At 72.7% G+C, this 23,111-nt stretch carries 22 protein-coding genes; 11 read left to right on the top strand and 11 right to left on the bottom strand.

What is annotated here, in order from left to right:
* Positions 1–8: 8 nt before the first annotated feature.
* Positions 9–1,223: a cytochrome P450 gene (locus tag KKR01S_RS08120; RefSeq protein WP_064725518.1), complete on the top strand. Its 1,215-nt coding sequence runs from the start codon at positions 9–11 to the stop codon at positions 1,221–1,223.
* On the opposite strand, the gene KKR01S_RS08115 is transcribed toward KKR01S_RS08120, so the two are convergent.
* Both KKR01S_RS08115 and KKR01S_RS08110 read right to left on the bottom strand, forming a co-directional pair.
* Complete coding sequence (locus tag KKR01S_RS08115; protein WP_058731736.1) at positions 1,199–2,908, bottom strand: ABC-ATPase domain-containing protein; 1,710 nt, start codon at positions 2,906–2,908, stop codon at positions 1,199–1,201. The two genes, KKR01S_RS08120 and KKR01S_RS08115, sit on opposite strands and share 25 nt — an antisense overlap.
* Before the next feature lie 44 nt (positions 2,909–2,952).
* Complete coding sequence (locus KKR01S_RS08110; RefSeq protein WP_061225738.1) at positions 2,953–3,627, bottom strand: GAP family protein; 675 nt, start codon at positions 3,625–3,627, stop codon at positions 2,953–2,955.
* A gap of 96 nt (positions 3,628–3,723) precedes the next feature.
* On the opposite strand from KKR01S_RS08110, the gene KKR01S_RS08105 reads away from it, so the two are divergent.
* Complete coding sequence (locus tag KKR01S_RS08105; protein WP_058731734.1) at positions 3,724–4,398, top strand: TetR/AcrR family transcriptional regulator; 675 nt, start codon at positions 3,724–3,726, stop codon at positions 4,396–4,398.
* A 111-nt stretch (positions 4,399–4,509) separates the two neighbouring features.
* Here the strand turns inward: KKR01S_RS08105 and KKR01S_RS08100 are convergent, their stop codons facing one another.
* Entirely contained in the window at positions 4,510–5,460 is a 951-nt protein-coding gene (locus KKR01S_RS08100) for a beta-ketoacyl-ACP synthase III (protein WP_058731733.1), read from the bottom strand.
* Positions 5,461–5,550: 90 nt separating this feature from the next.
* Here KKR01S_RS08100 and KKR01S_RS08095 point away from each other — a divergent pair, with 90 nt between their 5' ends.
* From KKR01S_RS08095 to KKR01S_RS08085, 3 genes are all read left to right on the top strand, one after another.
* Positions 5,551–5,940 carry a DUF1304 domain-containing protein gene (locus tag KKR01S_RS08095; RefSeq protein WP_058731732.1) on the top strand — a complete coding sequence of 130 codons (390 nt, stop codon included), beginning with the start codon at positions 5,551–5,553 and terminating at the stop codon, positions 5,938–5,940.
* Between the two features lie 103 nt (positions 5,941–6,043).
* On the top strand, positions 6,044–7,060 hold the full coding sequence (locus KKR01S_RS08090; RefSeq protein ID WP_061225737.1) for an NADP-dependent oxidoreductase: 1,017 nt from the start codon (positions 6,044–6,046) through the stop codon (positions 7,058–7,060).
* A gap of 137 nt (positions 7,061–7,197) precedes the next feature.
* Positions 7,198–7,635 (top strand): MarR family winged helix-turn-helix transcriptional regulator, encoded by a 438-nt coding sequence (locus tag KKR01S_RS08085; RefSeq protein ID WP_064725517.1) that lies wholly within the window; start codon positions 7,198–7,200, stop codon positions 7,633–7,635.
* A gap of 49 nt (positions 7,636–7,684) precedes the next feature.
* Here KKR01S_RS08085 and KKR01S_RS08080 read toward each other — a convergent pair whose 3' ends face one another.
* The 4 genes from KKR01S_RS08080 to KKR01S_RS08065 form a co-directional block, all read right to left on the bottom strand.
* Positions 7,685–8,476, bottom strand: a complete 792-nt coding sequence (locus tag KKR01S_RS08080) for a DNA-3-methyladenine glycosylase I (RefSeq protein ID WP_081046191.1) — start codon at positions 8,474–8,476, stop codon at positions 7,685–7,687.
* A 259-nt stretch (positions 8,477–8,735) separates the two neighbouring features.
* Positions 8,736–10,307 carry a glycerol kinase GlpK gene (gene glpK / locus KKR01S_RS08075; protein WP_058753909.1) on the bottom strand — a complete coding sequence of 524 codons (1,572 nt, stop codon included), beginning with the start codon at positions 10,305–10,307 and terminating at the stop codon, positions 8,736–8,738.
* Positions 10,308–10,425: 118 nt separating this feature from the next.
* On the bottom strand, positions 10,426–11,235 hold the full coding sequence (locus KKR01S_RS08070; RefSeq protein ID WP_207543981.1) for an MIP/aquaporin family protein: 810 nt from the start codon (positions 11,233–11,235) through the stop codon (positions 10,426–10,428).
* Positions 11,236–11,371: 136 nt separating this feature from the next.
* Positions 11,372–13,066 carry a glycerol-3-phosphate dehydrogenase/oxidase gene (locus tag KKR01S_RS08065; RefSeq protein WP_081101656.1) on the bottom strand — a complete coding sequence of 565 codons (1,695 nt, stop codon included), beginning with the start codon at positions 13,064–13,066 and terminating at the stop codon, positions 11,372–11,374.
* A 197-nt stretch (positions 13,067–13,263) separates the two neighbouring features.
* Between KKR01S_RS08065 and KKR01S_RS08060 the strand changes: the two genes are divergently transcribed.
* Positions 13,264–14,199 (top strand): sugar-binding transcriptional regulator, encoded by a 936-nt coding sequence (locus KKR01S_RS08060; RefSeq protein WP_244884129.1) that lies wholly within the window; start codon positions 13,264–13,266, stop codon positions 14,197–14,199.
* Positions 14,200–14,223: 24 nt separating this feature from the next.
* On the opposite strand, the gene KKR01S_RS08055 is transcribed toward KKR01S_RS08060, so the two are convergent.
* The 4 genes from KKR01S_RS08055 to KKR01S_RS08045 form a co-directional block, all read right to left on the bottom strand.
* The gene (locus KKR01S_RS08055) at positions 14,224–15,216 is read right to left on the bottom strand and encodes a DUF389 domain-containing protein (RefSeq protein WP_081101650.1); all 993 of its coding nucleotides are present in this window, start codon (positions 15,214–15,216) and stop codon (positions 14,224–14,226) included.
* Between the two features lie 79 nt (positions 15,217–15,295).
* Positions 15,296–15,445, bottom strand: coding sequence for a hypothetical protein (locus KKR01S_RS10995; protein ID WP_165596170.1), 150 nt, complete (start codon positions 15,443–15,445; stop codon positions 15,296–15,298).
* Positions 15,446–15,472: 27 nt separating this feature from the next.
* Entirely contained in the window at positions 15,473–15,706 is a 234-nt protein-coding gene (locus tag KKR01S_RS08050) for a hypothetical protein (protein WP_061225734.1), read from the bottom strand.
* Positions 15,707–15,724: 18 nt separating this feature from the next.
* A complete protein-coding gene (locus KKR01S_RS08045; RefSeq protein ID WP_058731077.1) occupies positions 15,725–16,621 on the bottom strand; it encodes a LysR family transcriptional regulator in 897 nt (298 codons plus the stop codon).
* Positions 16,622–16,777: 156 nt separating this feature from the next.
* On the opposite strand from KKR01S_RS08045, the gene KKR01S_RS08040 reads away from it, so the two are divergent.
* The 5 genes from KKR01S_RS08040 (at position 16,778) to KKR01S_RS08020 (ending at position 23,084) form a co-directional block, all read left to right on the top strand.
* A complete protein-coding gene (locus KKR01S_RS08040) occupies positions 16,778–20,263 on the top strand; it encodes a bifunctional proline dehydrogenase/L-glutamate gamma-semialdehyde dehydrogenase (RefSeq protein WP_058731078.1) in 3,486 nt (1,161 codons plus the stop codon).
* 158 nt (positions 20,264–20,421) lie between these two features.
* Positions 20,422–20,808 (top strand): glycine cleavage system protein GcvH, encoded by a 387-nt coding sequence (gcvH, locus tag KKR01S_RS08035; protein ID WP_055684669.1) that lies wholly within the window; start codon positions 20,422–20,424, stop codon positions 20,806–20,808.
* Positions 20,809–21,024: 216 nt separating this feature from the next.
* Positions 21,025–21,465 (top strand): FHA domain-containing protein, encoded by a 441-nt coding sequence (locus KKR01S_RS08030; protein WP_224799984.1) that lies wholly within the window; start codon positions 21,025–21,027, stop codon positions 21,463–21,465.
* A gap of 17 nt (positions 21,466–21,482) precedes the next feature.
* Entirely contained in the window at positions 21,483–22,208 is a 726-nt protein-coding gene (gene ftsR / locus KKR01S_RS08025) for a transcriptional regulator FtsR (protein ID WP_058731080.1), read from the top strand.
* 294 nt (positions 22,209–22,502) lie between these two features.
* Positions 22,503–23,084, top strand: a complete 582-nt coding sequence (locus KKR01S_RS08020) for a MerR family transcriptional regulator (protein WP_055684707.1) — start codon at positions 22,503–22,505, stop codon at positions 23,082–23,084.
* The last annotated feature ends 27 nt before the right edge of the window (positions 23,085–23,111 follow it).

Genomic DNA, 23,111 nt, shown 5'->3' with positions numbered 1-23,111 from the left:
GTGCGGACGTGAAGTCAGAGCCGGGTTCGGAGGTGAGCGCGGAGCTGGGCGCCTGCCCGATCACCCGGATCCGGTCGATGGTCCGGGCCCGCCAGGTGCTCGGGCTGCGCGGGGCGAGCACCCAGGCCGGGTTCACCGCGGAGAAGATCCCCGAGGGGCTGTTCCGCCGTCGTCCCCTGCTGATCGCGGACGATCCCGGCCGGGACGAGCGGCGCCGGGAGCTCGGCCGGTTCTTCGCCCCGCCGGCCCTGCGGGGAGCCCACGAGCGGTTCATCCGGGCGATGGCCCGGCGCACCGCCCGCCAGCTGAGTGCGGACGGCGCCCCGCGGTGTCTGGACGAGGCGGCCCTGCGCTACTCGGTGGCGGTGGCCGCTCGGGTCGTCGGGCTGCCGGAGGACCGCATCCCGGCCACCGCGCGCCGCCTGGAGAGGTTCTTCACCCAGCCGCCGGTGGATTACGCCCGACGTGACTACGGCCGCACCCGCCGCCAGTGGATCCAGGCGGCCGTGCGCGGGCTGCGGGCCGTCCTCGGTTTCTGGCACGGCGACGTCGCCCCCGCGATCCGCGCCCATCGGCGCGTGGTGCGCCGGGACCCGATCGGGACCCTGCTGGCCCACGGGGCGGGCCGGGTGGAGATCCTCGCCGAGGCGATGACCTGGGCCACGGCCGGGATGGTCACCACCCGTGAGTTCATCACGATGGCGACGTGGCGGCTGCTCGAGGATCCCGCCCTGGCCGAGGCCTACCGCGCCGCGGACGCGGACGGTCGGGATCTGCTGCTGCGCGAGATCCTGCGGGTGGAGCCGGTGGTGGGCCACCTGTACCGGCGGGTGCGCGAGCCCATCTCCGGCGCGGGCGGGCAGGCGCAGCTGCCGGTCGGGGCGTTCCTGGACCTGGACGTGCGGGCGGCCAACCGGGACCCGGAGGCCGTGGGGGAGCGTCCGGATCGGATCCGCCCGGACCGGGGCCTGCCGGGGTCCCGGGCGGCCGGGCTGAGCTTCGGGCACGGTACGCACCGCTGCCCGGGCGAGCCCCTGGCCCTGCTGGAGACGCGGCTGCTGATCGACGAGCTGCTGGCCCGCGGCGTCCGGATCGTCAGGGAGCCGCGGCGCGCGGAGGACCCGCTGATCGCCGGGTACCGGCTGCGCGGGATGCTGGTGCGCGTCGGCCCCGCGCCCACCCGTCCGGGGGGAGCTGGTCAGCGCAGGCGCAGCCCCCGGTAGCGGGAAGCGGCGGCGAGGATCTCCTGGCGCCGCGGCATCGCCAGGTCCCCGCGCGGGTCCCGCCGGGCCCCGCTCAGCCCGTCCAGGCCCTCCTGCTCCAGCAGCTCCACCACCCGGTCGGCCAGCTGCGGCAGGGAGGTCCGCCCGTCGGCCCACCGGGCCATCATCTCCAGGGACAGGGCGATCGCCGCGGTCTGCGGGGTGCCGGCCAGCTGCGCGAGGAAGGCCAGGTCGATGTCCTGGCGCCCGAACTGGATCGTGTGCTCCCCGCGGGCCCGGGCCGGCTTGCGCTTATCCTGCGGGTTCAGGCTCGCCGGGTCCGGCACGCGGGCCGGCACCGGCCGGGCGAAGACCTCGCCCCGCCCCTCGTCAGGGGCGGGACCCTCGTCGGGGAAGCGCGCGGCGATCTCCCGGGCCCGGTCGGTGACCTCCCGCGGCTCGTAGGCCTCCATCGCGATCACGTGATCGGCCACGGGGAAGAACGCCCCGGAGCCTCCGGCCACCAGCACCGTGGAGATCCCGCGCTGCTCATACAGGGCGCGGATGCGCTGCACGAACGGGGTGATCGGCTCGGATCCGGCCGGGATGAGCTCGCGCATCGCCGCATCCCGGATCATGAAGTTGGTGGCCGAGGTGTCCTCGTCGATCAGCAGAGCGTTCGCCCCGGCCTCGAGGGCTTCGGCGAGGTTGGCGGCCTGGGAGGTGGACCCGGAGGCGTTCGCCGTGGAGAAGGCGGTGGTGTCCGTCCCGGAGGGCAGGTTCGTGATGAACGCGGAGATGTCCGTGCCGGTCACGGCCCGCCCGTCCTCGGCGCGCACGCTCACGGCGTCGGGATCGGTGAGCACCCACTCCCGCCCGTCCCCGCCGACGTGCGGGCACACGCCGCGTTCGATCGCGCGCAGCAGGGTGGACTTGCCGTGGTAGCCGCCCCCGACGATCACCGTGATCCCGCGGGGCACCCCCATCCCGGTGACGGTGCGCCCGCTGGGCAGCTCGAAGCCCACCCGCAGGGAGTCGGGGCTGCGGAAGGCGACGGCGTCGGGCAGGGGCTCATCCGAGACCCCGGAGGAGCGCGGCAGCACGGCCCCGTCCCCGAGGAAGGCCACCAGGCCCCGGTCCCGCAGGCCCTCGCGCAGGGCCAGCTGGTCCAGGTGCAGCGTGACGTGCTCGCGCAGGGCGGCCTCGTCCAGGCCGCCGAACAGCGCCGAGGCGCGCACGGCCTCCGGCAGATCCCCGGTGAGCAGTCGGGCCGCCGCGCGGCCCTTGATCCGGCGGCCCGCGGCGGGCAGGGCGGCGTTGAAGCGCACCTCGATGGTCTCAGCAGGCCCGTCGGAGTCTCCCAGCAGCACGACGCTGCTGCGCTCCAGGACCTCCTGCCCCGGTGCGGACAGGCGCAGGTCCCGGCTGGCTCGGTGCAGGCGGGTGTGCAGGTCCCGGGCCAGGAAATCCGCGACGGCGGTGCGCTGGGCGCGGGTGCGGGTCAGCTCGCCGGGCACCGCGGAGTCGGCGAGGCGCACGGCCAGGCGCAGGGAGGACGGCGGGGCGTAGGGATCGGACTGGACGTGGTCGATGATCAGCTCCGCCTCGCCCAGGTCATAGCGGCCGGTGATGCGCTTGTAGCCGCCGTAGCCGGAGCCGTCCAGGCGGTGCAGCGCGTCGATGAGGTCCTGGCGTGTGCGTGTCATGCCTCGATGGTAGACACACGGGCCTGGCGGGACGGGGCGGGGCGTCACCTCAGGAACAGCTCGGCGATGGGCTCGCGGATCAGCAGCACCCCGACGATCGCGGCCACCCACAGCAGGGTGTGCTCCGCCTGGCGCATCATCCACTCGGTGAAGCGCTGCAGCCGGGCGGTGAAGCCCCGGCCCAGGCTCAGGCGCAGCCCCGTCAGCAGCAGGGCCGGCAGGAACATCACCAGGCAGTAACCCGCCAGCAGGCTCATCTTCGCTGCGGCGGGCAGCTGCGCGGCGGTCAGCATCCCCAGGGCAGCCAGGTACGGCAGCATCCCGGCCAGCTCGATGACGCCCGCGGTCAGCCCCAGCCTGGCGGCACCCCGGCGGGTCAGCGGCCGGTCCAACCGGGACCGCCAGCGGGTCAGGCTCTTCTCCGGGTCCGGGTCCTTGGTGAGCACGCCCCACAGCACCAGTGCGGCCCCGACGATCAGCTGGACCCACAGCCCCAGGTCCGTGGTGCGCAGCTCGGAGGCCGCGCCGATCAGGTCCAGCCCGCCCAGCCCGAGAAGGCCGATGAGGAGGTAGAAGAGGAACAGCGTCCCGGCGTACCAGGGCAGCGCCCGGTAGGGCGGGGTGGACCGGGCCAGCAGCAGCCCCGGGATCACCAGGGTGCCGACGCTCGTGGAGTCCAGCAGGGCCAGGCCGGCCAGGGGCAGCAGCAGCGTGAGCATCTTCGCCCTCCTTTCCCCGGGGCCGGAGCTCGCGGCGGTAAAAAATACGACTGTGTTGAAAAGATAGCAGAGGTCCGCGCCTCTTAGGATGCGGATATGCCCAAGATCGTGGATCACCGCGTCCGCCGCGAGGAACTGGCCCAGGCGGCCATCGACCTGATGGCCGAGCAGGGCCTCGCCGCGGCCTCCGTGCGCGCCGTCGCCCAGCGGGCCGCGTGCTCGGCCGGGGCGATGCGCCACTACTTCCCGGATCACCAGGGCCTGCTGCGCTTCGCGGGGGAGCACCTGACCGAGCAGCTGGCCCAGCGGATCGGGGCCATCGGCTTCGAGGGCGCCGAGGAGGACGCCCCCGCCCGGGTCTGCCGCCTGTGCGAGGAGCTGCTGCCCCTGGATGAGCGGCGCCGTCGGGAGCTGATCGCCTACGCCGAGCTGGCCTCACTGGATCGGGAGGACGCCTACTGGCGCGGGTACCGCCAGGAGCAGAACCGCCGCCTGCGCGCCTTCGCCGCCCGCTGCGTCGGACTGCTGGCCGCGGCGCGGGAGCGGGACGGACGGCAGCCGGAGGTGCCGACCGGGACGGATGGCGGCCCGGCGGGGGAGCGAGGCCGGGCCGAGCGGACGCAGCGCCTGGCGCGGCGGCTGCACTGGTGCCTGGACGGGCTGGCCGCCCAGGAGATCATCTATCCCGGGGCGCTGGACCCGCGGCAGATGCGCGAGCACCTCGCGGAGGTCGTCGCGGATCTCGACGCCGAGCTGGCCGGCCGCACGTGAGCCGAGACGGATGAACGGGAGCCTTCCGGTGTTTCGGGAGCACTGCGCGTGCTCCCGAAACACCGGAAGGCTCCCGAAACGGGGCCGGCGGCGCTGGGCCCGAAGGCGGGGTCAGGCCGGCAGGGTCACGACCTGCCCGGCGTAGGTGAAGCCGCCGCCGAAGCCCAGCAGCAGGGCCCTGCCGCTGCGCGGCAGCTCACCGCGGTGCCAGTACTTGGACAGCGCCAGCGGCACGGAGCCGGCCGAGGTGTTCCCGGACTCGACGATGTCCTGCAGCACCACCTGGTCCTCGCGGGCGCCCAGGGCCTTGGCCAGCGGCTCGATCAGTCGCAGGTTGGCCTGGTGGAAGGCCAGCACGTCGATGTCGTCCATGCTCAGTTCGGCGGCCTCCAGCACCCGCTGGGCCTGCTTGGCGGCCTCGGTGAAGGCCCAGCGCATCACCTGGCGCCCGTCCTGGCTGAAGGTGGTCGGGTCCCCGTCGATGGTCACGGCGTCGGCCATCTGCGGGACGGAGCCCCAGATGGTCGGGGTGATGCCCGGGGTCTCGGCGGCGGTGAGCACGACGGCGCCCGCGCCGTCGGCCACCAGGATGCAGGTGCGCCGGTCCGTCCAGTCCGTGACCGCGGAGAGCTTATCCGCCCCGATCACCAGGGCGGTGGAGGCCGAGCCGGCCCGGATCGCCTGATCGGCCACGCCCACGGCGTACTCGAAGCCCGAGCAGGCGGTGTTCACGTCCATGATCGCCGGGGCCGTGAAGCCCAGGCGCTGGCTGATCCGCCCGGCGGTGTTGGGGCTGTGCTCGGTGGTGGTCGTGCTGGCCACCACCACCAGGTCCACGTCCGTGAGGCCGGACTCCTCCAGGGCCATGCGCCCGGCGCGCTCGGCCATGTCCAGGACGGTCTCATCCTCGGCGGCGATGTGCCGCTCGCGGATGCCCGTGCGGGTCTGGATCCACTCGTCGTCGGTCTCCACCAGCTCGGCGATATCGAAGTTGGTCATCACGCGCTCGGGCTGGTAGTGCCCGAGGCCGATGATCGTGGAACCATGGTGCGTAGTCGACATGCCGTCGATTTTATCCTCCCGGGCCGCTCGGGCGCGCATCCGCCGCCCGGAGAGGTCCGCCCGCGTCCGCCCTCGAACCTCAGGAGCCCCGTGACCGTCCTCGCCCAGATCCTCGCCCTGCTCGCCGCCGCCCTGCATGTGGTGATCTTCGTCCTGGAATCCCTGCGCTGGGAGAGCCCCCGGGCGCGCGGGGTCTTCGGCACGAGCCCCGAGGAGGCCGCGGCCACCCGCGAGCTCGCCTTCAACCAGGGCTTCTACAACCTCTTCCTGGCCGTGCTGGCAGCGCTCGGGGCGATCTGCTGGTTCGCCGGGGCGGACACCGTGGGCCTGACCCTGGGCATCGCGGGACTGGGCAGCATGCTCGGGGCGGCCCTGGTGCTGTTCTGCTCCTCACCCGGCCAGCGCGGCGCGGCCATGAAGCAGGGGACCCTGCCGCTGCTGGCCCTGCTGTGCCTCGGTGCGGGGGCGCTGCTGGCCTGAGGGCCGCCCTGTTCGCCGTTGACCTGGGACGACGCCGCTTCCAGGTCTCGTCTCTGCGCGAAACGCCGGGGCGAGCTTCCGCGGGCGGGAGGACGATGGGGGGATGAGTCAGAACCAGAGCATCAGCACCCAGATCCAGCTCGTGCACCGGCCCACCGGATGGCCCGAGGAGACCGACTTCCGCACCGTCAGCGTCGAGCTGCCGGACCTGGCCGAGGGCCAGGTGCGCGTGCGCAATGAGTTCATCTCCGTGGACCCGTACATGCGCGGGCGCATGGTGGATGAGAAGAGCTACGTGGAGCCCTTCGCCCTGGGGGAGACGATGGACGGCGGGGCCGTCGGGCGCGTGATCGCCTCGCGCAGCCCCGACCTGTCGGAGGGCACCCTGGTCAGCCACCAGCAGGGCTGGCGCGACCTGGCCCAGGGCGATGCCGCGGACTTCCGCGCCGTGCCCGAGCCGGGGGGCCTTCCGAGCTCCGCGTACCTGTCCGTGCTGGGCATGACCGGGCTGACCGCCTACACCGGTCTCACCCGCGCCGCCTCCTTCCGGGAGGGGGACACCGTGTTCGTCTCCGGGGCCGCCGGTGCAGTGGGTTCGATGGTCGGACAGATCGCCCGCCAGCTCGGCGCCGAGCGGGTCATCGGCTCCGCGGGCTCGCCCGAGAAGGTCCGGCTGCTCACCGAGAAGTACGGCTTCGACGCCGCCTTCGACTACAAGCAGGCCCCCGTGCGCGAGCAGCTGCCCGAACACGCCCCCGACGGCATCGGCGTCTACTTCGACAACGTCGGCGGAGACCACCTGGAGGCCGCCCTGGACGTGCTCAACCGCGGCGGCCGGGTCGCCGCCTGCGGGGCGATCAGCCAGTACAACGAGACCGAGCGTCAGCCCGGCCCGGACAACATGGTGAACCTCATCAAGAACTCCCTGACCCTGCACGGGTTCACCGTGGGCGACTACCTGGACTGTGCCGAGGAGTTCAACCGGCGCATGAGCGGCTGGCTGGCCGAAGGGAAGATCGTCTGGGATGAGACGGTGGTGGACGGCCTGGACCACGCCGTGGAGGCCTTCCTGTCCATGATGCGCGGGGCCAACACCGGGAAGATGGTCGTGCGCATCTGACACGGGTGCGCCCGCGTCACGGAGGCTGGCCCGGGCCGCCGCCCGGGATAGGGTGGATCGAGGCCGCAACGACGAGGACGGGGAGCTGGAGCGACGTGCAGGACGGCGAGAAGAGCTGGGATGACACGCCGGCGGGCATGGACCGGGATCAGTACCGGGCCGGGGAGCTGATCGTGCGGGCCAGCAGGTTCGTGCGGGCCGCCTCCCGACACCGCGGACGCGAGCGCTCCGCCGTCGTGTTGCGGACCCTGTCCAACCTGCAGGCCAAGGGCCCCATGCGCATCGGGGATCTGGCCCACGCCGAGCACATCACCCAGCCGACCATGACCGGAGTCATCCAGCGCCTGCAGTCCCAGGGGCTGGTGGACCGGATGGATGATCCCGACGACGGCCGGGCCCGGCTCGTGCTGATCACCCCGCGGGGCCGCGCGGAGCTGCAGGAGTTCCGCCGATTGGCCTCCGACCGGGTGAGCCCGGCCATGGCGCAGCTGAGTCCCGAGGAGCGCGAGACCCTGTGGGAGGCCACCAAGATCCTGCGGCGGGTCACCCGCGAGCTGGACAGTGACGCCGACTGACCCGGGTCCCTGACCCGATCCGCCGAGGCGGGCAGCTGCGCCGCTCCGCTCAGCTCGACGGCCTGGTTCCCTCCGGGGAGAAGATCCCGGAGACCCCTCGCCGGTGGCTGCCGACCCAGTGGGTGTCCACCATCCCGATCGCCTCCATCAGCGCGTAGGCGCTGGTGGGCCCGATGAACCGGAAGCCGTTGCGCTTGAGCGTCTTCGCCAGGGCCGCCGAGACCGGAGAGCTGGTGGGCACCTGCTCCGGTGACTCCGGGTGCGGGGTGGTCTGCGGGCAGAAGGACCAGATCAGCGCGGGCAGGCCGGACGGGATCTTCAGGGGCTCGCCCGCCCACCGGGGCAGCGCGAAGCCGGTCAGCGGCACCGTCCCGGTGGCGTCCAGCCCGGTCCCGGGCCCCGGACGCTCCTCGGCCTGCCGGACCCGCTCCCGCAGCTGCAGCACGGCGCGGGCGTTGGTCACGGCGGCGGTGATCTTGGGCCGGGAGCGGATGATCGCGGCGTCCTGCATCAGGGCCTGGATCCGGTCCTCGTCGAAGGCGGCCACCGCCTCCGGGTCGAAGCCGTCGAAGGCCTGGCGGAAGGCCTCGCGCCGGGAGAGCACCGTGGCCCAGGACAGCCCGGCCTGGAAGCCCTCCAGACACAGCCGCTCGTAGAGCCCGCGCTCATCCGTGACGGGCAGGCCCCATTCGCGGTCGTAGTACGAGCGCATCATGGAGCTCGCCGAGGCCCACGGGGTGCGCGGCGGCGTCGCCTCCGGCACGTCTGCCTGCCGTGGAGCATCCTCCCGCACGGTCTCCTCCCGCGCGCTCCCGTTCTGCCTATCGGTGGTGGGCCGCATCGTCGCCTCCTGTGCTGCCGCCGGGGTGGCGGCCTCCTGCCCCGGGACGCTATCACCGGCGCGAGTTCCGCAGGCGCCGCACACCCCCGGGAGACCGCACCCGCCCCGGCCGTCGGTGGATCCCGCGGGATCGCGGGCGGGCCGATCCACAGGATCCGGCCCCGGCCCGGGCATGCGCGAGGGGCCGGGGCACCTCGCGGTGCGCCCGGCCCCTCACCTCACCTCCTCGCCCCGCGGGCGCGGGGCGCGCGGGGTGAGGTCAGTGCTGCTCGACGTCCTCGTCCACCCAGTCCAGGGTGCGCTGCACGGCCTTCTTCCACAGCCGGTACTGGCGCTCGACCTCCTCCTCGGACATCTCCGGCTCCCAGCGCTTATCCTCCTGCCAGTTGTCCGTGACGTCCTGCTCGCCCTCCCAGAAGCCGACGGCGATCCCGGCCGCGTACGCGGCACCCAGGGCCGTGGTCTCGGTGACCTTCGGGCGGATCACCGGAACGCGCAGCAGGTCCGCCTGGAACTGCATGAGGAACTCGTTGGCGGTCATCCCGCCGTCCACGCGCAGCTCGGTCAGCTCCACGCCGGAGTCCGCGTTCATCGCGTCCAGCACCTCGCGGGTCTGGAAGGCCGTGGCCTCCAGGGCGGCGCGGGCGATGTGGGCCTTCTTGACGTAGCGGGTCATCCCCACCAGCACGCCGCGGGCGTCGGAGCGCCAGTGCGGGGCGAACAGCCCGGAGAAGGCCGGGACGAAGTAGGTCCCACCGGAATCCTCCACGGAGGTGGCCAGCTCCTCGGTCTCCGCGGCGCTGCCGATCAGCTCCAGGTTGTCCCGCAGCCACTGGATCAGGGAACCGGACACGGCGATCGAGCCCTCCAGAGCGTAGACCGGCTTCTGATCCCCGATCTTGTACGCCAGAGTGGTCAGCAGGCCGTTCTCGGAGATCACCGGCTCCTCGCCGGTGTTCATCAGCATGAAGTTGCCGGTGCCGTAGGTGTTCTTGGACATGCCCTTCTCGAAGCAGGCCTGCCCGAAGGTCGCGGCCTGCTGATCCCCGAGGATCCCGGCGATCGGCACCCCGCGCAGCAGGCCGCGGGCCTTGCGTCCGCGCCCGTAGACCTCGGCGGAGGAGCGGATCTCCGGCAGCATCGACATCGGGATCCCGAAGTCCTCGGCGATGTCCTCCTCCCACTCCAGGGTGCGGAAGTTCATGAGCATGGTCCTGGAGGCGTTGGTCACATCCGTGACGTGCACGCCGCCGTCGGTGCCGCCGGTGAGGTTCCACAGCACCCAGGTGTCGGTGGTGCCGAACAGCAGGTCCCCGTTCTCGGCCTTCTCGCGCGCGCCGTCGACGTTGTCCAGGATCCACTTGATCTTGGGTCCGGCGAAGTAGGTCGCGAAGTCCAGCCCGACGCGGTCCCGGTACTTGCCCGGCCCGTCCTGACCGGCCAGCTCCTCGCAGATCCGCTGGGTGCGGGTGTCCTGCCAGACGATCGCGTTGTACACCGGCTCCCCGGTGTTCTTATCCCACACCACGGTCGTCTCGCGCTGGTTGGTGATGCCCACGGCGGCGATGTCGTGGTGGTTGACCTCGGCCTCGGACAGGCAGTCGCCGACGGCGCGGCGGATGTTGCGCCAGATCTCCTGCGGGTCGTGCTCGACCCACCCGGCCTTCGGGAAGATCTGCTCGTGCTCCAGCTGTCCGACGGAGACGATCTCTCCCTTCCGGTCGAACAGGATCGCCCGGGAGCTGGTGGTGCCCTGGTCGATGGCCAGGACGTAGCGCTTCTCCTCGTCGTTGGTCTCGGAGTACAGGTGCTCGTTCTTCTTCTCGGTCATGGCGTCGGTGCCTTTCCAGATCGGCGGCGGCGGAGGGGGCCCTCCGGTCACCGCGGGGTGGGGGGGTCGCGGCCGCCGTGGGGACGGTCGCGGCGGTTGCTTCAGGGGAGGGAGTCGGTCACAGACTGACGAACAGGGGCACGATCAGCGCTGCCAGCACGCCGCCGACGATCGGGCCCACCACGGGGATCCAGGAGTAGGCCCAGTCCGAGGTGCCCTTGCCCTTGATGGGCAGGATCGCGTGGGCGATGCGCGGGCCCAGATCCCGGGCCGGGTTGATCGCGTAGCCGGTGGGCCCACCCAGGGACACCCCGATCGCCACGACCACCAGGGCCACGGCCAGCGGACCGACCTCGGTGGGGGTCTTCCCGGCGACGATGACGAAGGCCACCAGCACGAAGGTCGCCACGATCTCGGTGAGCAGGTTCCAGCCGTAGGAGCGGATCTCGGGTCCGGTGGAGAACACCCCGAGCTTGTCCGCGGCCGGAGCCTCCTCATCGAAGTGCTTCTTGTGGGTCAGGTACACGATGATCGCGCCGATGATCGCCCCGACCATCTGCCCGGCGATGTAGTAGAGCATGTTGGCCGCGGTGGCCGGCACCCCGTCGGTCAGCTGCCCGTCGCGCAGGGCCAGGCCGATGGTCACCGCCGGGTTCAGGTGCCCGCCGGTCAGGTACGCGGCGTAGACGCCGGCGTACACGGCCAGGCCCCAGCCGAAGGCCACCATGAGCCAGCCGCCGCCGTGGTTCTTGGTGCGCGGCAGCACCTGCCCGGCGACGACGCCGCAGCCCAGGACGATCAGGATCAGCGTGCCGAGGAATTCGGAGGCGAACATGCCCCAGCCGGTCGGCACCCCGGCGTCGGTGACCAGCCCGCCGGCGGTCAGGAGAGGGCCCGCGGAGACCGCGGACAGGACGGAAGCGAACATGGCGCTGCTTTCCGGCACGTCATCGTGCCTTGTCTCGAAAGGATCCGGCCGCGCCCCCGCCCGCTGCGCTCGGGGCCCGGGCGCAGCGGGCGGGGTTTCGGCTCGGCGTCTTCAGGTGAAGTCGGGGGAGGGGAGACTACTTCCCGGAGCCGAAGGTCCTGCGGGGGACGATCTCCGGGTCCGCGGTGATGATCTCGGAGGCCCCGGCGTCATCATCCAGCTCCTCGGCGCGGTCGATGTCGCGCACGCGGGTCGCGTAGGAGTCCTTCTCCTTCGCGATCCGCTGCTCATCCCAGCCCAGCTCGGCCGCCATGATCTCCAGGATCTCGTCGGCGGCGGCCAGACCGCGGTCGCGTTGCTCGATGTCCAGGCGCACCCGGCGCATCAGGACGTCCTCCAGGTGCAGGGCGCCCTCGTGGCGCACGGCCAGCAGCGCCTCGGCGCGCAGGAACATCGGGGCGTGCTCCAGCGGGCGGCCCCAGGAGGAGTCCTCGTGGATCAGGTCCAGCACGTCGTCGATCTCGGCGCCGTAGCGGTCCAGCAGGGAGTCCACCCGGGCGGCGGTCCAGCCCTGCTCCTCGGAGATCCGCCCGGCGCGGGCCCGAGCCGCCTCGTAGCCGTGGGCCCCGACCAGCGGGGTGTGCTCCGTGATGGAGGGTCGGACCTTCGCCGCCGAACCGAGGGCGAAGTCCACGGCGTCGCGGGCCATGACGCGGTAGGTGGTCAGCTTGCCGCCGGCGATCGCGGACATGCCCGGTGCCACCTCGGTGACGGTGTGCTCCCGGGAGACCTTGGTGGATTGGGTGTCATCGCCCTTGGTTCCCGGCTGCAGCAGCGGGCGCAGCCCGGCGTAGGTGGAGACGATGTCCTCGCGGGTCAGCGGCTTGTCCAGGATCGCGTTGGCGTGCTCCAGGATGTAGTCGATGTCCTGGGAGGTGGCCACGGGGTGGGCGACGTCCTGGTCGTAGGGGGTGTCGGTGGTGCCGATGACCCAGTACCGCTGCCAGGGGATGATGAACAGCACGGACTTCTCGGTGCGCAGGAAGATCCCGACCTCGGCGTTGATGCGCTCGCGAGGCACCACGATGTGCACGCCCTTGGAGGCCAGCACCTGCAGGCCGGAATCCGGCGCGGCCAGCTTCTCCGTCTCCTCGGTCCACACGCCGGTGGCGCTGATGACGTGCTTGGCGCGCACGGACAGCTCCCGGCCGGTCTCCAGGTCCGTGACCACGGCACCTTCGACCCGCCCGGTGGGGGACTTGGCGATGCGGGTGACCTGTGCGCGGGAGGCGGCCAGGGCGCCGTATCCGGCGGCGGTGCGGATCAGGTCGATGACCAGGCGGGCGTCGTCCACCCGGGCATCGTAGAAGCGGATGGCCCCGGTCAGCTCGGAGGACTTGATGTCCGGGAACAGCCGCAGCGCGCCCTTCTTGGAGTAGTGCTTCTGGGTGGGCACGGTCTTCTTCCCGCGGGCTCCGGCGATGGCCATCGCATCGTACATGCCGATGCCGATCGCCGAGTAGGAGCGCTCGATGACCGGCATCTTCAGGGGCCACAGGAAGGGCTGGGCCTTGACCAGGTGCGGGGCCAGCGACGTCAGCAGCAGTCCGCGCTCCTTCAGCGCCTCGGCGACGAGCTTGAAGTCCAGGTTCAGCAGGTAGCGCAGCCCGCCGTGCACGAGCTTGGAGGACCAGGCGGAGGTGCCGGAGGCCCAGTCTCCGGCGTCCACGACGGCGGTGCGCAGGCCGCGGGTCGCGGCGTCCAGGGCGATGCCGGCGCCGGTCACGCCGCCGCCGATCACGAGGACGTCCACGCCCTCCTCGTCGGACATCGCCGCCAGCGCCTGGGCGCGGGTCTCGGCGGTCAGGTGGGTTGCGGGGGTCTTCACGGGTGCTCCTTCGTCGTGGACGTGGTTCGTGTCACTGGTCACCAGTTCTACTCCGTCATGAAAGGATGGTCAGCACCGGTGGAAGAATGTGCAGGTGCGGGGGGTGCTCGGTGAAAGAACGTGATGATCTCGCGTGGGAGGTGGCCTCGAGCTACTACCGCCAGGAGCGCACCATGGATTCCATCGCCCACGACCTGGGCATCTCCCGGGCCACGGTCTCCCGCCTGCTCAAGCACGCCCGGGCCACGGGCCTGGTGCGCATCGAGATCGCCCCGCGCTCGACGGGCCGCACGGCCCTGGCCGATCAGATCCAGCGCGGCTTCGGGGTCACCGCCGACGTCGTGCCGGTCGCGGCGGGGGTCTCCGAGCTGGTGCGCCTGGAGCAGGTCTGCCGGGTCGCCGCCGAGCGCCTGGACGGGCTGCTGGAGCCCGGCACCGTGCTGGGCCTGGCCTGGGGCTCGACCATCACGGAGTTCGTCCGGCACCTGTCCCGCCGGCACGTGCCCGACTCCGTCGTGGTCCAGCTCAACGGAGCGGGCAACGCCAGTCGCACTGGCATCCCCTACACCGGGGCCATCCTGGACGCGGTGGCGGAGGCCTACGGCTCCCGGGTGGTCCACTTCCCCGTGCCGGCGTTCTTCGACTATCCCGAGACCAAACAGGCCATGTGGCGAGAACGCAGCATCCGCGGCGTCCTGGAGGTTCAGCGCAGCGCGCAGGTGGCGGTCTTCGGCGTGGGTGCGCTCCACGGGGCGGTGCCCTCGCACGTGTACAGCTCCGGGTACCTGGAGGAGCGCGATTACGCCGCGATCGCCCGGGACCGGGTGGTCGGCGACGTCTGCACGGTGCTGCTGCGCGAGAACGGCACCTGGGCCGACGTCGAGCTGAACCGCCGGGCCACCGGCCCGACCCCGGAGCAGCTGGCCCGGATCCCGCGGCGGCTGTGCGTGGCCTCGGGGGCGCACCGGGTCCCCGCCCTGCTGGGGGCGCTGCGGGCCGGAGCCATCACGGACCTGGTCATCGACGAGGCCACGGCCCGCCTCCTGCTGGAGCGGGCCGTCCCGGCCCGCGGCTGAGCGGCCGATGCCCCGGGGCCGGGCTCAGCGCTGCTGCCAGGGGTGCGCGTGCGCGGGGGCCGGACGCAGCAGCCGGCCCAGGCGCGCCCGCCGGTCGGCGTCCAGGTGGCGCCAGGCGATCCGCTGCAGCAGCAGCGTCGCGACGCCGGCCACCAGCAGGCCCAGCACATTCAGCCCCAGCTGGGAGGCCGTACCGGCGATCTCCGCCGCCGAGCCGATGGCCACCCCCAGGGCGAGGTTGCCCGCGGCGGGCACCGTGGTCACCGAGATGAAGACCCCCACCATCGCGCTGGTCTTGTCCGTGGTCTGGGCCCACACCCCGGCGGCCCCGGCCAGCAGGGCCACGACGAAGGACCAGATGTCCGGGCGCCAGATGAAGCCCGTCTGGGGTCGGGCCCGCGTGACCTCCTCGGGGGTGAAGGCCCCCGCGTGCAGGGCGGCGAAGGCCGCCGCCGCCACCACCGCCGTGACCAGGGCGAAGCTCCAGATCAGCAGCCACAAGGCCCGCCCGGCCAGCCGCCACCGGCCCAGCGCCACCCCGGTGCACGTCGCGGCCACGACCGAGAAGTCCGGGCCCACGACCATCGCCCCCACCACGAGCACCGCGGAGTCGGTGAGCACGGCGATCCCCGCCAGGGCGACCGCGATGAGCAGGAACACCAGGTAGCTGGGGGTGGCCCGACTCGCGGCCTGCGCCTCGGCTTCGACCAGGGACCAGATCACGGCGTCATCGGGATCCCCGCGGGCGGCCCGCTCGGCCTGCTCGGCGGCGGCGGATGGGGTGCCCAGCGGCTGGCTGATCACGACGCCGCCGCGCTCGCGCACGCCCGCCCGGTCCAGCTGCTCCAGGATGTCGCTGGCCGCCTCGCGCGCGACGTCGGCCTCCAGCAGATCTCCCGAGGGGCGCACCACCCCGGGCAGGTGCACGACATCGACCAGGCGGGGATCCTCCAGCCACCTTCGGAGGATGTCTCGGGCGAGGTCGGCGGGGGCGGTGACGCGGAAGTGCACGAGCATGGCTGCGATTATCCCCGATGCCCGGTCATCGACGGTCGGAGCCCGAGGCCGGCGCCGCGCGGCGCGGGCGCACTCGGCCTCAGCCGTGGGCGAGCATCTCCATGCCGATCACGGCCAGGCCCAGCACCGACTCTGCCCCGAGCAGCAGCAGCCGCTGCCAGCGCGGCAGCCTCGTGGTGCGCACCGCCAGGCGCGCGACCACGGCCAGGCCCGCGATGAGGGCGATCATGCTGCCGGTCAGGGCCGCGGCGACGTCTCACACGCCCAGCCAGCCCAGTCCCAGGAAGATGACGGGCAGCGAGACCGCATCGGCGGCCCCGAAGGAGACCGCGGCCTGGCGCCTGAGCGCGGCAGCATCCGGCAGCCGCCCGGTCACGGCGGTGCTCGAGATGACGCCCGCCGTGAACACCGCCAGCAGGGTGCCCAGCATGGTGATGACGAAGGTCAGCAGCGCCTCGGAGGCCTCCGGGAGATGACCGTGCGAGCGCATGGTCGGCCCCGCAGGGCCTCACCCGGGCAGGGGCAGGGCCTGCGCGGCGTCGTGCAGGCAGGAGCGCACCGCCTCGATGGCCGGGCGCGGGGCCATGTCCCGGCGCGCGGAGGTGAACACCTCCCGGTGGGGGTCCCCGGGCAGCGGCACCCACCGGATGCCCGCCGGGGCGTTCACGCAGGCCAGCCACGGCAGCAGGGACACCGCGTGCCCGGCGGCCACCAGATCCGCGTGGGCCCGCACGTCGTCGAACTCGAAGCGCACCTCCGGCTCGAAGCCCGCCGAGCGGCACACGTGCAGGGCCCAGTCGCGGCTGGCGTTGCCCGCCGGCTCCATGGCCCACGGCAGGTGGGCCGCCTGGGCCGGGGAGGCGATGTCGGCGTCGCCCGGCACCGCCAGACGCACGGGGTCGCGCAGCAGCCGCCGGGAGTCGACCTCCGGGAACTGGGCCACCGCGTGGTGCGGGTACTGCTCGGCCACCACCAGGTCCACCTCTCGCAGCTGGGTCTGGGCCAGGGCCGCCTCGGGCTCGCGCTGGACCACCTGGACCCGCACCAGCAGATGCCGCCGGGCCAGCAGGTCCAGGGCGCGGGGCAGCAGGGCGGAGGCGGCGGTCTGGAAGATGGCCAGGCGCACCCGCCCGGCGGGCTCGTCCTGGGTGCTCTGCAGCGCGGTGACGGCCAGGTCCATCTCGTGCAGGATCCGCTCCGTGTGCTCGATCAGGGTCCTGGCCTGCGGGGTCAGCACGAGGGCGCGGCCCTGCCGCTGCACGAGGGGGACCCCGCACTCCCGGGCCAGGGCGGACAGCTGCTGGGAGACCGCCGAAGGGGTGTAGCCCAGGGCCCGGGCGGTCTCGGTCACCGTCTCGCGTCGGGACAGCTCCTGCAGCACCCGCAGCCTCTTGACGTCCAGCATCGGAACCTTTCAGAAGATCTTCAGATGAACTGTCAGAAAGTGTCATTTCTGCTTCATCGTGTTCTCGACCATACTGGATCCCAGCACCCGGCGGACCGCGCGCTGGGCACCGTGCCCCGCCGGATCGCCCCGGCGAGATCTCGAGGAGGAGTCCCCATGACCACCCACCCCTTCGACGCCCCCGAGCTCCAGCGCCTGGCCGAGCAGGCCGGTGAGCTGGTCTCCCGCTGGGTCGAGGCCTCCGCCGAGATCCCCGAGGACAAGGCCGCCGAGCAGCTGGCCGGGGTCCTGAAGGACCCGCACGGCCTGGAGTTCACCGTCGGCTTCGTCGACGGCGTGATCCGCCCGGAGGACGACGCCGCGGCCGGGCACAACCTCGGGCGCCTGGCCCCGATCGTCCCGAAGTTCCTGCCCTGGCACCTGCGCGCCGCCGTGCGCGCCGGCGGGCTGGTGGCGCCCAAGGCCTCCTGGCCGACCATCCCGCTGGCCCGGCGGGCCCTGCGCGAGATGGTCGGGCACCTGATCGTGGACGCCCGGGACGAGAAGCTCGGCCCCGCCATCGAGCACCTGACCGCCGGAGGCAACAAGCTCAATATCAACCTGCTCGGAGAGGCCGTGCTGGGCGATGCCGAGGCCGAGCGGCGCCTGCGCGAGACCGAGCGGCTGCTGCGCCGTGACGACGTCGACTACGTCTCCGTCAAGGTCTCCGCCGTCTCCGGCCCGCACGCCCCGTGGTCCTTCGACGAGGTCGTGGACACCGCGGTGCGCCGCCTGACCCCGCTGTACGAGTACGCCGCCTCCGCCCCGACCCCCAAGTTCATCAACCTGGACATGGAGGAGTACAAGGACCTGGACCTGACCATCGCGGTGTTCACCCGCATCCTGGATCAGCCGCAGCTGCGGGGCCTGGAGGCCGGCATCGTGCTGCAGGCCTACCTGCCGGACACCCTGGCGGCGATGCAGCGGCTGCAGGAGTGGGCCACCCGGCGCGTGGAGACCGGCGGCTCCCGGATCAAGGTGCGCCTGGTCAAGGGCGCCAACCTGTCCATGGAGCTGGTCGAGGCCGCCGTGCACCAGTGGCCCCTGACCACCTGGGACTCCAAGGAGGCCACGGATGCCAACTACAAGCGGGCCCTGGACTGGGCGCTGCGCCCCGAGCGCACCCGCAGCATCCGCCTGGGCATCGCCGGGCACAACCTGTTCGACATCGCCTTCGCCCACCTGCTCAGTCAGCAGCGCGGGGTGCAGGAGGACGTCGAGTTCGAGATGCTCATCGGCATGGCCGCCCAGCAGGCCGAGGTGGTCCGCCGCGACGTCGGCGCGCTGCTGCTGTACACCCCCGTGGTGCGGCCCGAGGAGTTCGACGTCGCCATCTCCTATCTGGTGCGTCGGCTGGAGGAGAACGCCTCGAGCGAGAACTTCATGTCCGCGGTCTTCGACCTGGCCGACAGCCGGTTCCTGTTCGACCGGGAGAAGGCCCGCTTCCAGCGGGCCCTGGCCGCGGTCACCGACGAGGTCCCCGCCCCCAACCGCACCCAGGATCGCGCCGCGGAGACCGAGCAGAGCGTGTTCCGCCCCGAGGACGGCTTCGCCAACTGCCCGGACACCGACACCTCTCTGGCCGCCAACCGGGAGTGGGGCCGGCGGATCCTGGAGCGGGTGCCGGGATCGAGCCTCGGGCAGGAGCTGATCGAGGAATCCTTCCTGACGGACGAGGAGCAGGTCCGGGAGGCCCTGGCCACCGCCCAGAGGGCGGGTCGGGCCTGGGGCGAGCGCCCGGCGGCCGAGCGGGCCGCGATCCTGCGCCGGGTCGGCGTCGTGCTGGGGCTGAAGCGGGCCGAGCTGCTGGAGGTCATGGCCAGCGAGGCCGGGAAGCTGCTGGATCAGGGCGACCCGGAGGTCTCCGAGGCCATCGACTTCGCCAACTACTACGCCCAGCTGGCCGAGGAGCTGGAGCGGGTCGACGGCGCGCAGTTCCACCCCGTGGACGTCACGCTGGTGACCCCGCCGTGGAACTTCCCCGTCGCGATCCCCACCGGATCCGCGCTGGCCGCCCTGGCCGCCGGCTCCGCGGTGATCTTCAAGCCGGCCGCCGAGGCCCAGCGCTGCGGCGCCGTGATCGCCGAGGCCCTGTGGGAGGCCGGGGTCCCGCGGGAGGCGCTGCAGCTGGTCCAGGTGGACGAGAAGGCCCACGGGCGCCAGCTGGTCAGCGCCCCGGAGATCGACCGGGTGATCCTCACCGGCGCCTACGAGACCGCGGAGCTGTTCCGCTCCTTCCGCCCGGACCTGCAGCTGTTCGGGGAGACCTCCGGGAAGAACTCCATCATCGTCACCCCGCACGCGGACCTGGACCTGGCGGTCAAGGACGTCGTGCAGTCGGCCTTCGGCCACGCCGGGCAGAAGTGCTCCGCGGCTTCCACCGTGATCCTCGTCGGCACGGCAGCGACCTCCCGGCGCTTCCGCAACCAGCTCGTGGACGCCGTGCGCTCCCTGCACGTGGCCCACCCCGAGGACATCACCGCGCAGATGGGTCCCGTCATCGCCGCCCCCGAAGGCAAGCTGCTGCGCGGACTGACGCAGCTGGGGGAGGGGGAGCACTGGGTCATCGAGCCGCGGCAGCTGGATGAGACCGGGAAGCTGTGGTCCCCCGGGGTGCGCGCCGGGGTGCGCCCGGGCAGCGAGTACCACCTCACCGAGTACTTCGGGCCGATCCTCGGGGTCATGACGGCCGAGACCCTGGAGGAGGCCATCGAGCTGCAGAACGCCCCCGAATACGGGCTGACCGCGGGGCTGCACTCACTGAACTCGGAGGAGCTGGCCCTGTGGCTGGACCGGGTCCAGGCCGGCAACGTCTACGTCAACCGCGGCATCACCGGGGCGATCGTGCGGCGCCAGTCCTTCGGCGGCTGGAAGAAGTCCTCCGTGGGCACCGGCACCAAGGCCGGCGGGCCCAGCTACCTGATGGCCCTGGGGGAGTGGACCTCGCGTCCGTCCACCGCGATCGCCACCCCCAGCGCGGAGCCGGTCAAGGAGCTGCTGCGCCGCGTGCGCGAACCCCACGCCCTGAGTGCCGTCCAGCGGGAGTTCCTGACCCGCGCGACCAGCTCGGATGCGGCCGCCTGGGCGGCGGAGTTCGGCCTGGGCCACGACCCGTCCCAGCTGGGCGTGGAGCGCAACATCCTGCGCTACGTCCCCCAGCCGGTGCACGTGCGCGCGGATGCGGACGCGGACCTCGCGCACACCCTGCGGGTCCTGGCCGCGGGCCTGGCCGCGGGCGCGCCGATCACCTTCTCCACGGCCCGGCCCGTCCCCGTCTCGGTGGCCGGGGCCCTGGAGCAGGCCGGGGTGCGCATCGTCGAGGAGTCCGACGACGCCTGGCGCGACGCCCTGCGCGGCATCCGCCGGCGAGGCCCCCGGGAGCTGGCCGGAACCCGCTTCGAGGGCATGCGCATCCGGCTGATCGGCGCGGATCACGCCTCCGTGTACGAGGCCCTGGAGGGGCGCCCGGATCTGGGGATCTACCACGGCCCGGTCACCGAAGCCGGGCGGGTCGAGATGCTGCCGTTCCTGCGGGAGCAGGCCGTGTCCATCACCGCCCACCGCTTCGGCAACCCGGACCGGTTCTCCGAGGGCGTCATCTAGGCCCGGTCGGGTACGCGCCCTCCGGGCTGTGACCGGCGCGGCAGGGTAATGTGTCCTGTGCAATCCGAGCGCGTCCGCCCGCAGCGAGTTCCCTCGGGATCCTGCGGGCGGGCGCGCAGCGATCCCCCACACCCACGCATGAGAAGAGGCCACCGACGATGAGCGCCGTCCCCACCGAGTTCTCCTACACCGCCGAGCACGAATGGATCTCCGCGGCCGATGCCGACGGCGTCGTCACCGTGGGGATCACCGACCACGCCCAGGACGCGCTGGGCGACGTCGTCTACGTGGACCTGCCGGAGGTCGGGGACTCCTTCGCCGCCGGGGACTCCTTCGGCGAGGTCGAGTCCACCAAGTCCGTCTCGGACCTGTACCTGCCGGTGGCCGGGGAGATCGTGGCCGTCAACGAGGCGCTGGGGGACAACCCCGGGGCCGTCAACGAGGACCCCTACGACGCGGGCTGGCTGATCCGGCTGCGCCCGGATGATCCCGCGGACCTGGCCGGTCTGCTGGATGCGCAGGCCTATCGCGACCAGCTGTCCTGACCGACGCGGCGCGGACCGGGCCGGCACAGACCGGGGCCGAGGGCTGAAGCCCGCGCCCGCGCCGCATCGGCCCGCTAGACTGGGGATCCGGGATCTTCCCCCGCGCCCCCGATCGGTCGGCGCCGGGGTGGGACCCGCCGCGGCCGCACCACGGATCCGGGAGACCGGGACCGTGCCGGCCGGAACCGACCGCCGCTCATGACCCGAGGGGAAGACATGTCAGAGCACGAGCAAGCATCACCGGAGACCACCGTCATCCGGGTCAACCCGTCGCAGGAGCGCCCCGTGCGCCGCCGCCTGGCCGACGAGGAGGCCGCCGCCGTCGCGGCCCTGCCCGCCGATTCGGCGCTGCTGATCGCCCAGTCCGGCCCGCACGGCAGCGCCCGCTTCCTGCTGGATGCGGACGCCGCGAAGCCGGATCACGGCATCGTCGCCGGGCGCCACCCGGACGCGGACATCTTCCTGGACGACGTCACGGTCTCCCGGCGCCACGCCAGCTTCTCCTTCAACGCCGGGGCCTTCGAGATCACCGACGCCGGCTCCCTGAACGGCACCTACGTCAACGGGGACCGCGTGGATCACGTGAGCCTGCAGGACGGGGACGAGGTGCGCATCGGCAAGTTCGTCTTCGTGTTCTGCGCCGGGCGCAGCCGCTGAGGCGGGCGAGCCCACCCATGGACGCCGCCGAGGACGCCACCGCACCGGAGCAGGTGAAGGATAAGACCATCGGCCAGGTGCTCAGCCACCTGGACGCCGAGTTCCCGGGACTGAGCGCCTCCAAGGTGCGCTTCCTGGAGGACCGCGGCCTGATCTTCCCCCGGCGCACCGCCACCGGCTACCGCAAATACTCCGCGCAGGACATCGTGCGTCTGCGCTACATCCTCACCCTCCAGCGTGACCGCTATCTTCCCCTCAAGGTCATCAAGGAACAGGTGGACGCGGTGGAGCGCGACGGCGGGGACTTCGCCCTGCCCGAGGCCGAGGGCCCCGGCCCGGCCCCGGAGGTGGCCACGCCGACGGCGCGGGCGGCCGGGGCGCGCACCTGGTCCATGCGCGAGCTGTCCAAGCACACCTCGGCCCCGCTGCCGCTGCTGCGGGAGCTGATCTCCTACGGGCTGATCAGCGAGGGGCCGGAGGGCACCTTTGACGAGCACGCCGCCCAGACGGCGACCCTGTGCGTGCGCCTGACCTCCCACGGTCTGCAGCCCCGACATCTGCGCTTCTTCCGGGCGGCGGCCGACCGGGAGGTGGGGCTGGTGGAGCAGGCCGTGGCCCCGCTGGCCGGGCGCCGCGACGAGCAGTCCCGGGAGCGGGCCGCGGCCACCGCCCGGGAGCTGTCCGGGCTGTGCACGCAGCTGCACGCCGAGCTGGTGGCCGACCGGGTCCAGCGCACCTGGTGAGCCCGCCCCGGCGGACACGCGGGGCCCGGTGGGCCGATGTCTTTGACCGGACCCCGGGTTGCCTCTAACGTCGAGGGAGTGGATCCGGATCCCGTCCCCGACGGCGCGCCGGGCTCACCGGCCGGGGCGGGAGCGCCCGCCCCGGACGTGCTCTTGCACCACCGCGCGCCAGCGCCGACCGAGGAGACGACCAGGGTGAGTCGAGACGGATCCCAGCAGGACCCCCACCGGAACCCTCCGGCGTCCCTGCACGCGGCCCCCGCGCCCTCCTACCAGGAGCAGCAGCTGCCCGGGATGGAGACGGTCGCCCCGCCCACCGGCCGCCAGGGGCTGCTGTTCGACGAGGACCTCGTGGCCCTGGACGAGAGCATCGGCTACCGCGGCCCCGTGGCGTGCAAGGCCGCGGGCATCACCTACCGACAGCTGGACTACTGGGCGCGCACCCACCTCGTGGAGCCCACCGTGCGCGGGGCCAAGGGCTCCGGAACCCAGCGGCTGTACGCCTTCCGGGACGTCCTGGTGCTGAAGATCGTCAAGCGCCTGCTGGACACCGGCGTCTCGCTGCAGCAGATCCGCTCCTCCGTGCAGCACCTGCGCTCGCGCGGGGTCGAGGACCTCGCCCAGATCACCCTGATGTCCGACGGGGCCAGCGTCTACGAGTGCACCTCCCCGGATGAGGTGATCGATCTGGTCCAGGCGGGGCAGGGCGTGTTCGGCATCGCCGTGGGCCGGGTCTGGCGGGAGCTGGAGACCAACCTCTCCAGCATGCCCGGGGAGGATCTGCGCGCAGCGGAGCACTCCGCGCAGCAGCAGCCGGCCCCGTCCGCGCCCGACGAGCTCTCCGCCCGGCGCGCGCGGCGAAACCTGGCGGGCTGAGCCGGACTCGTCCGCGGCGACGCCGAG

The organism is Rothia kristinae NBRC 15354 (assembly GCF_001570865.1).
GTDB lineage: Bacteria > Actinomycetota > Actinomycetes > Actinomycetales > Micrococcaceae > Rothia > Rothia kristinae.
This window is presented reverse-complemented; position numbering and strand designations above follow the sequence as displayed.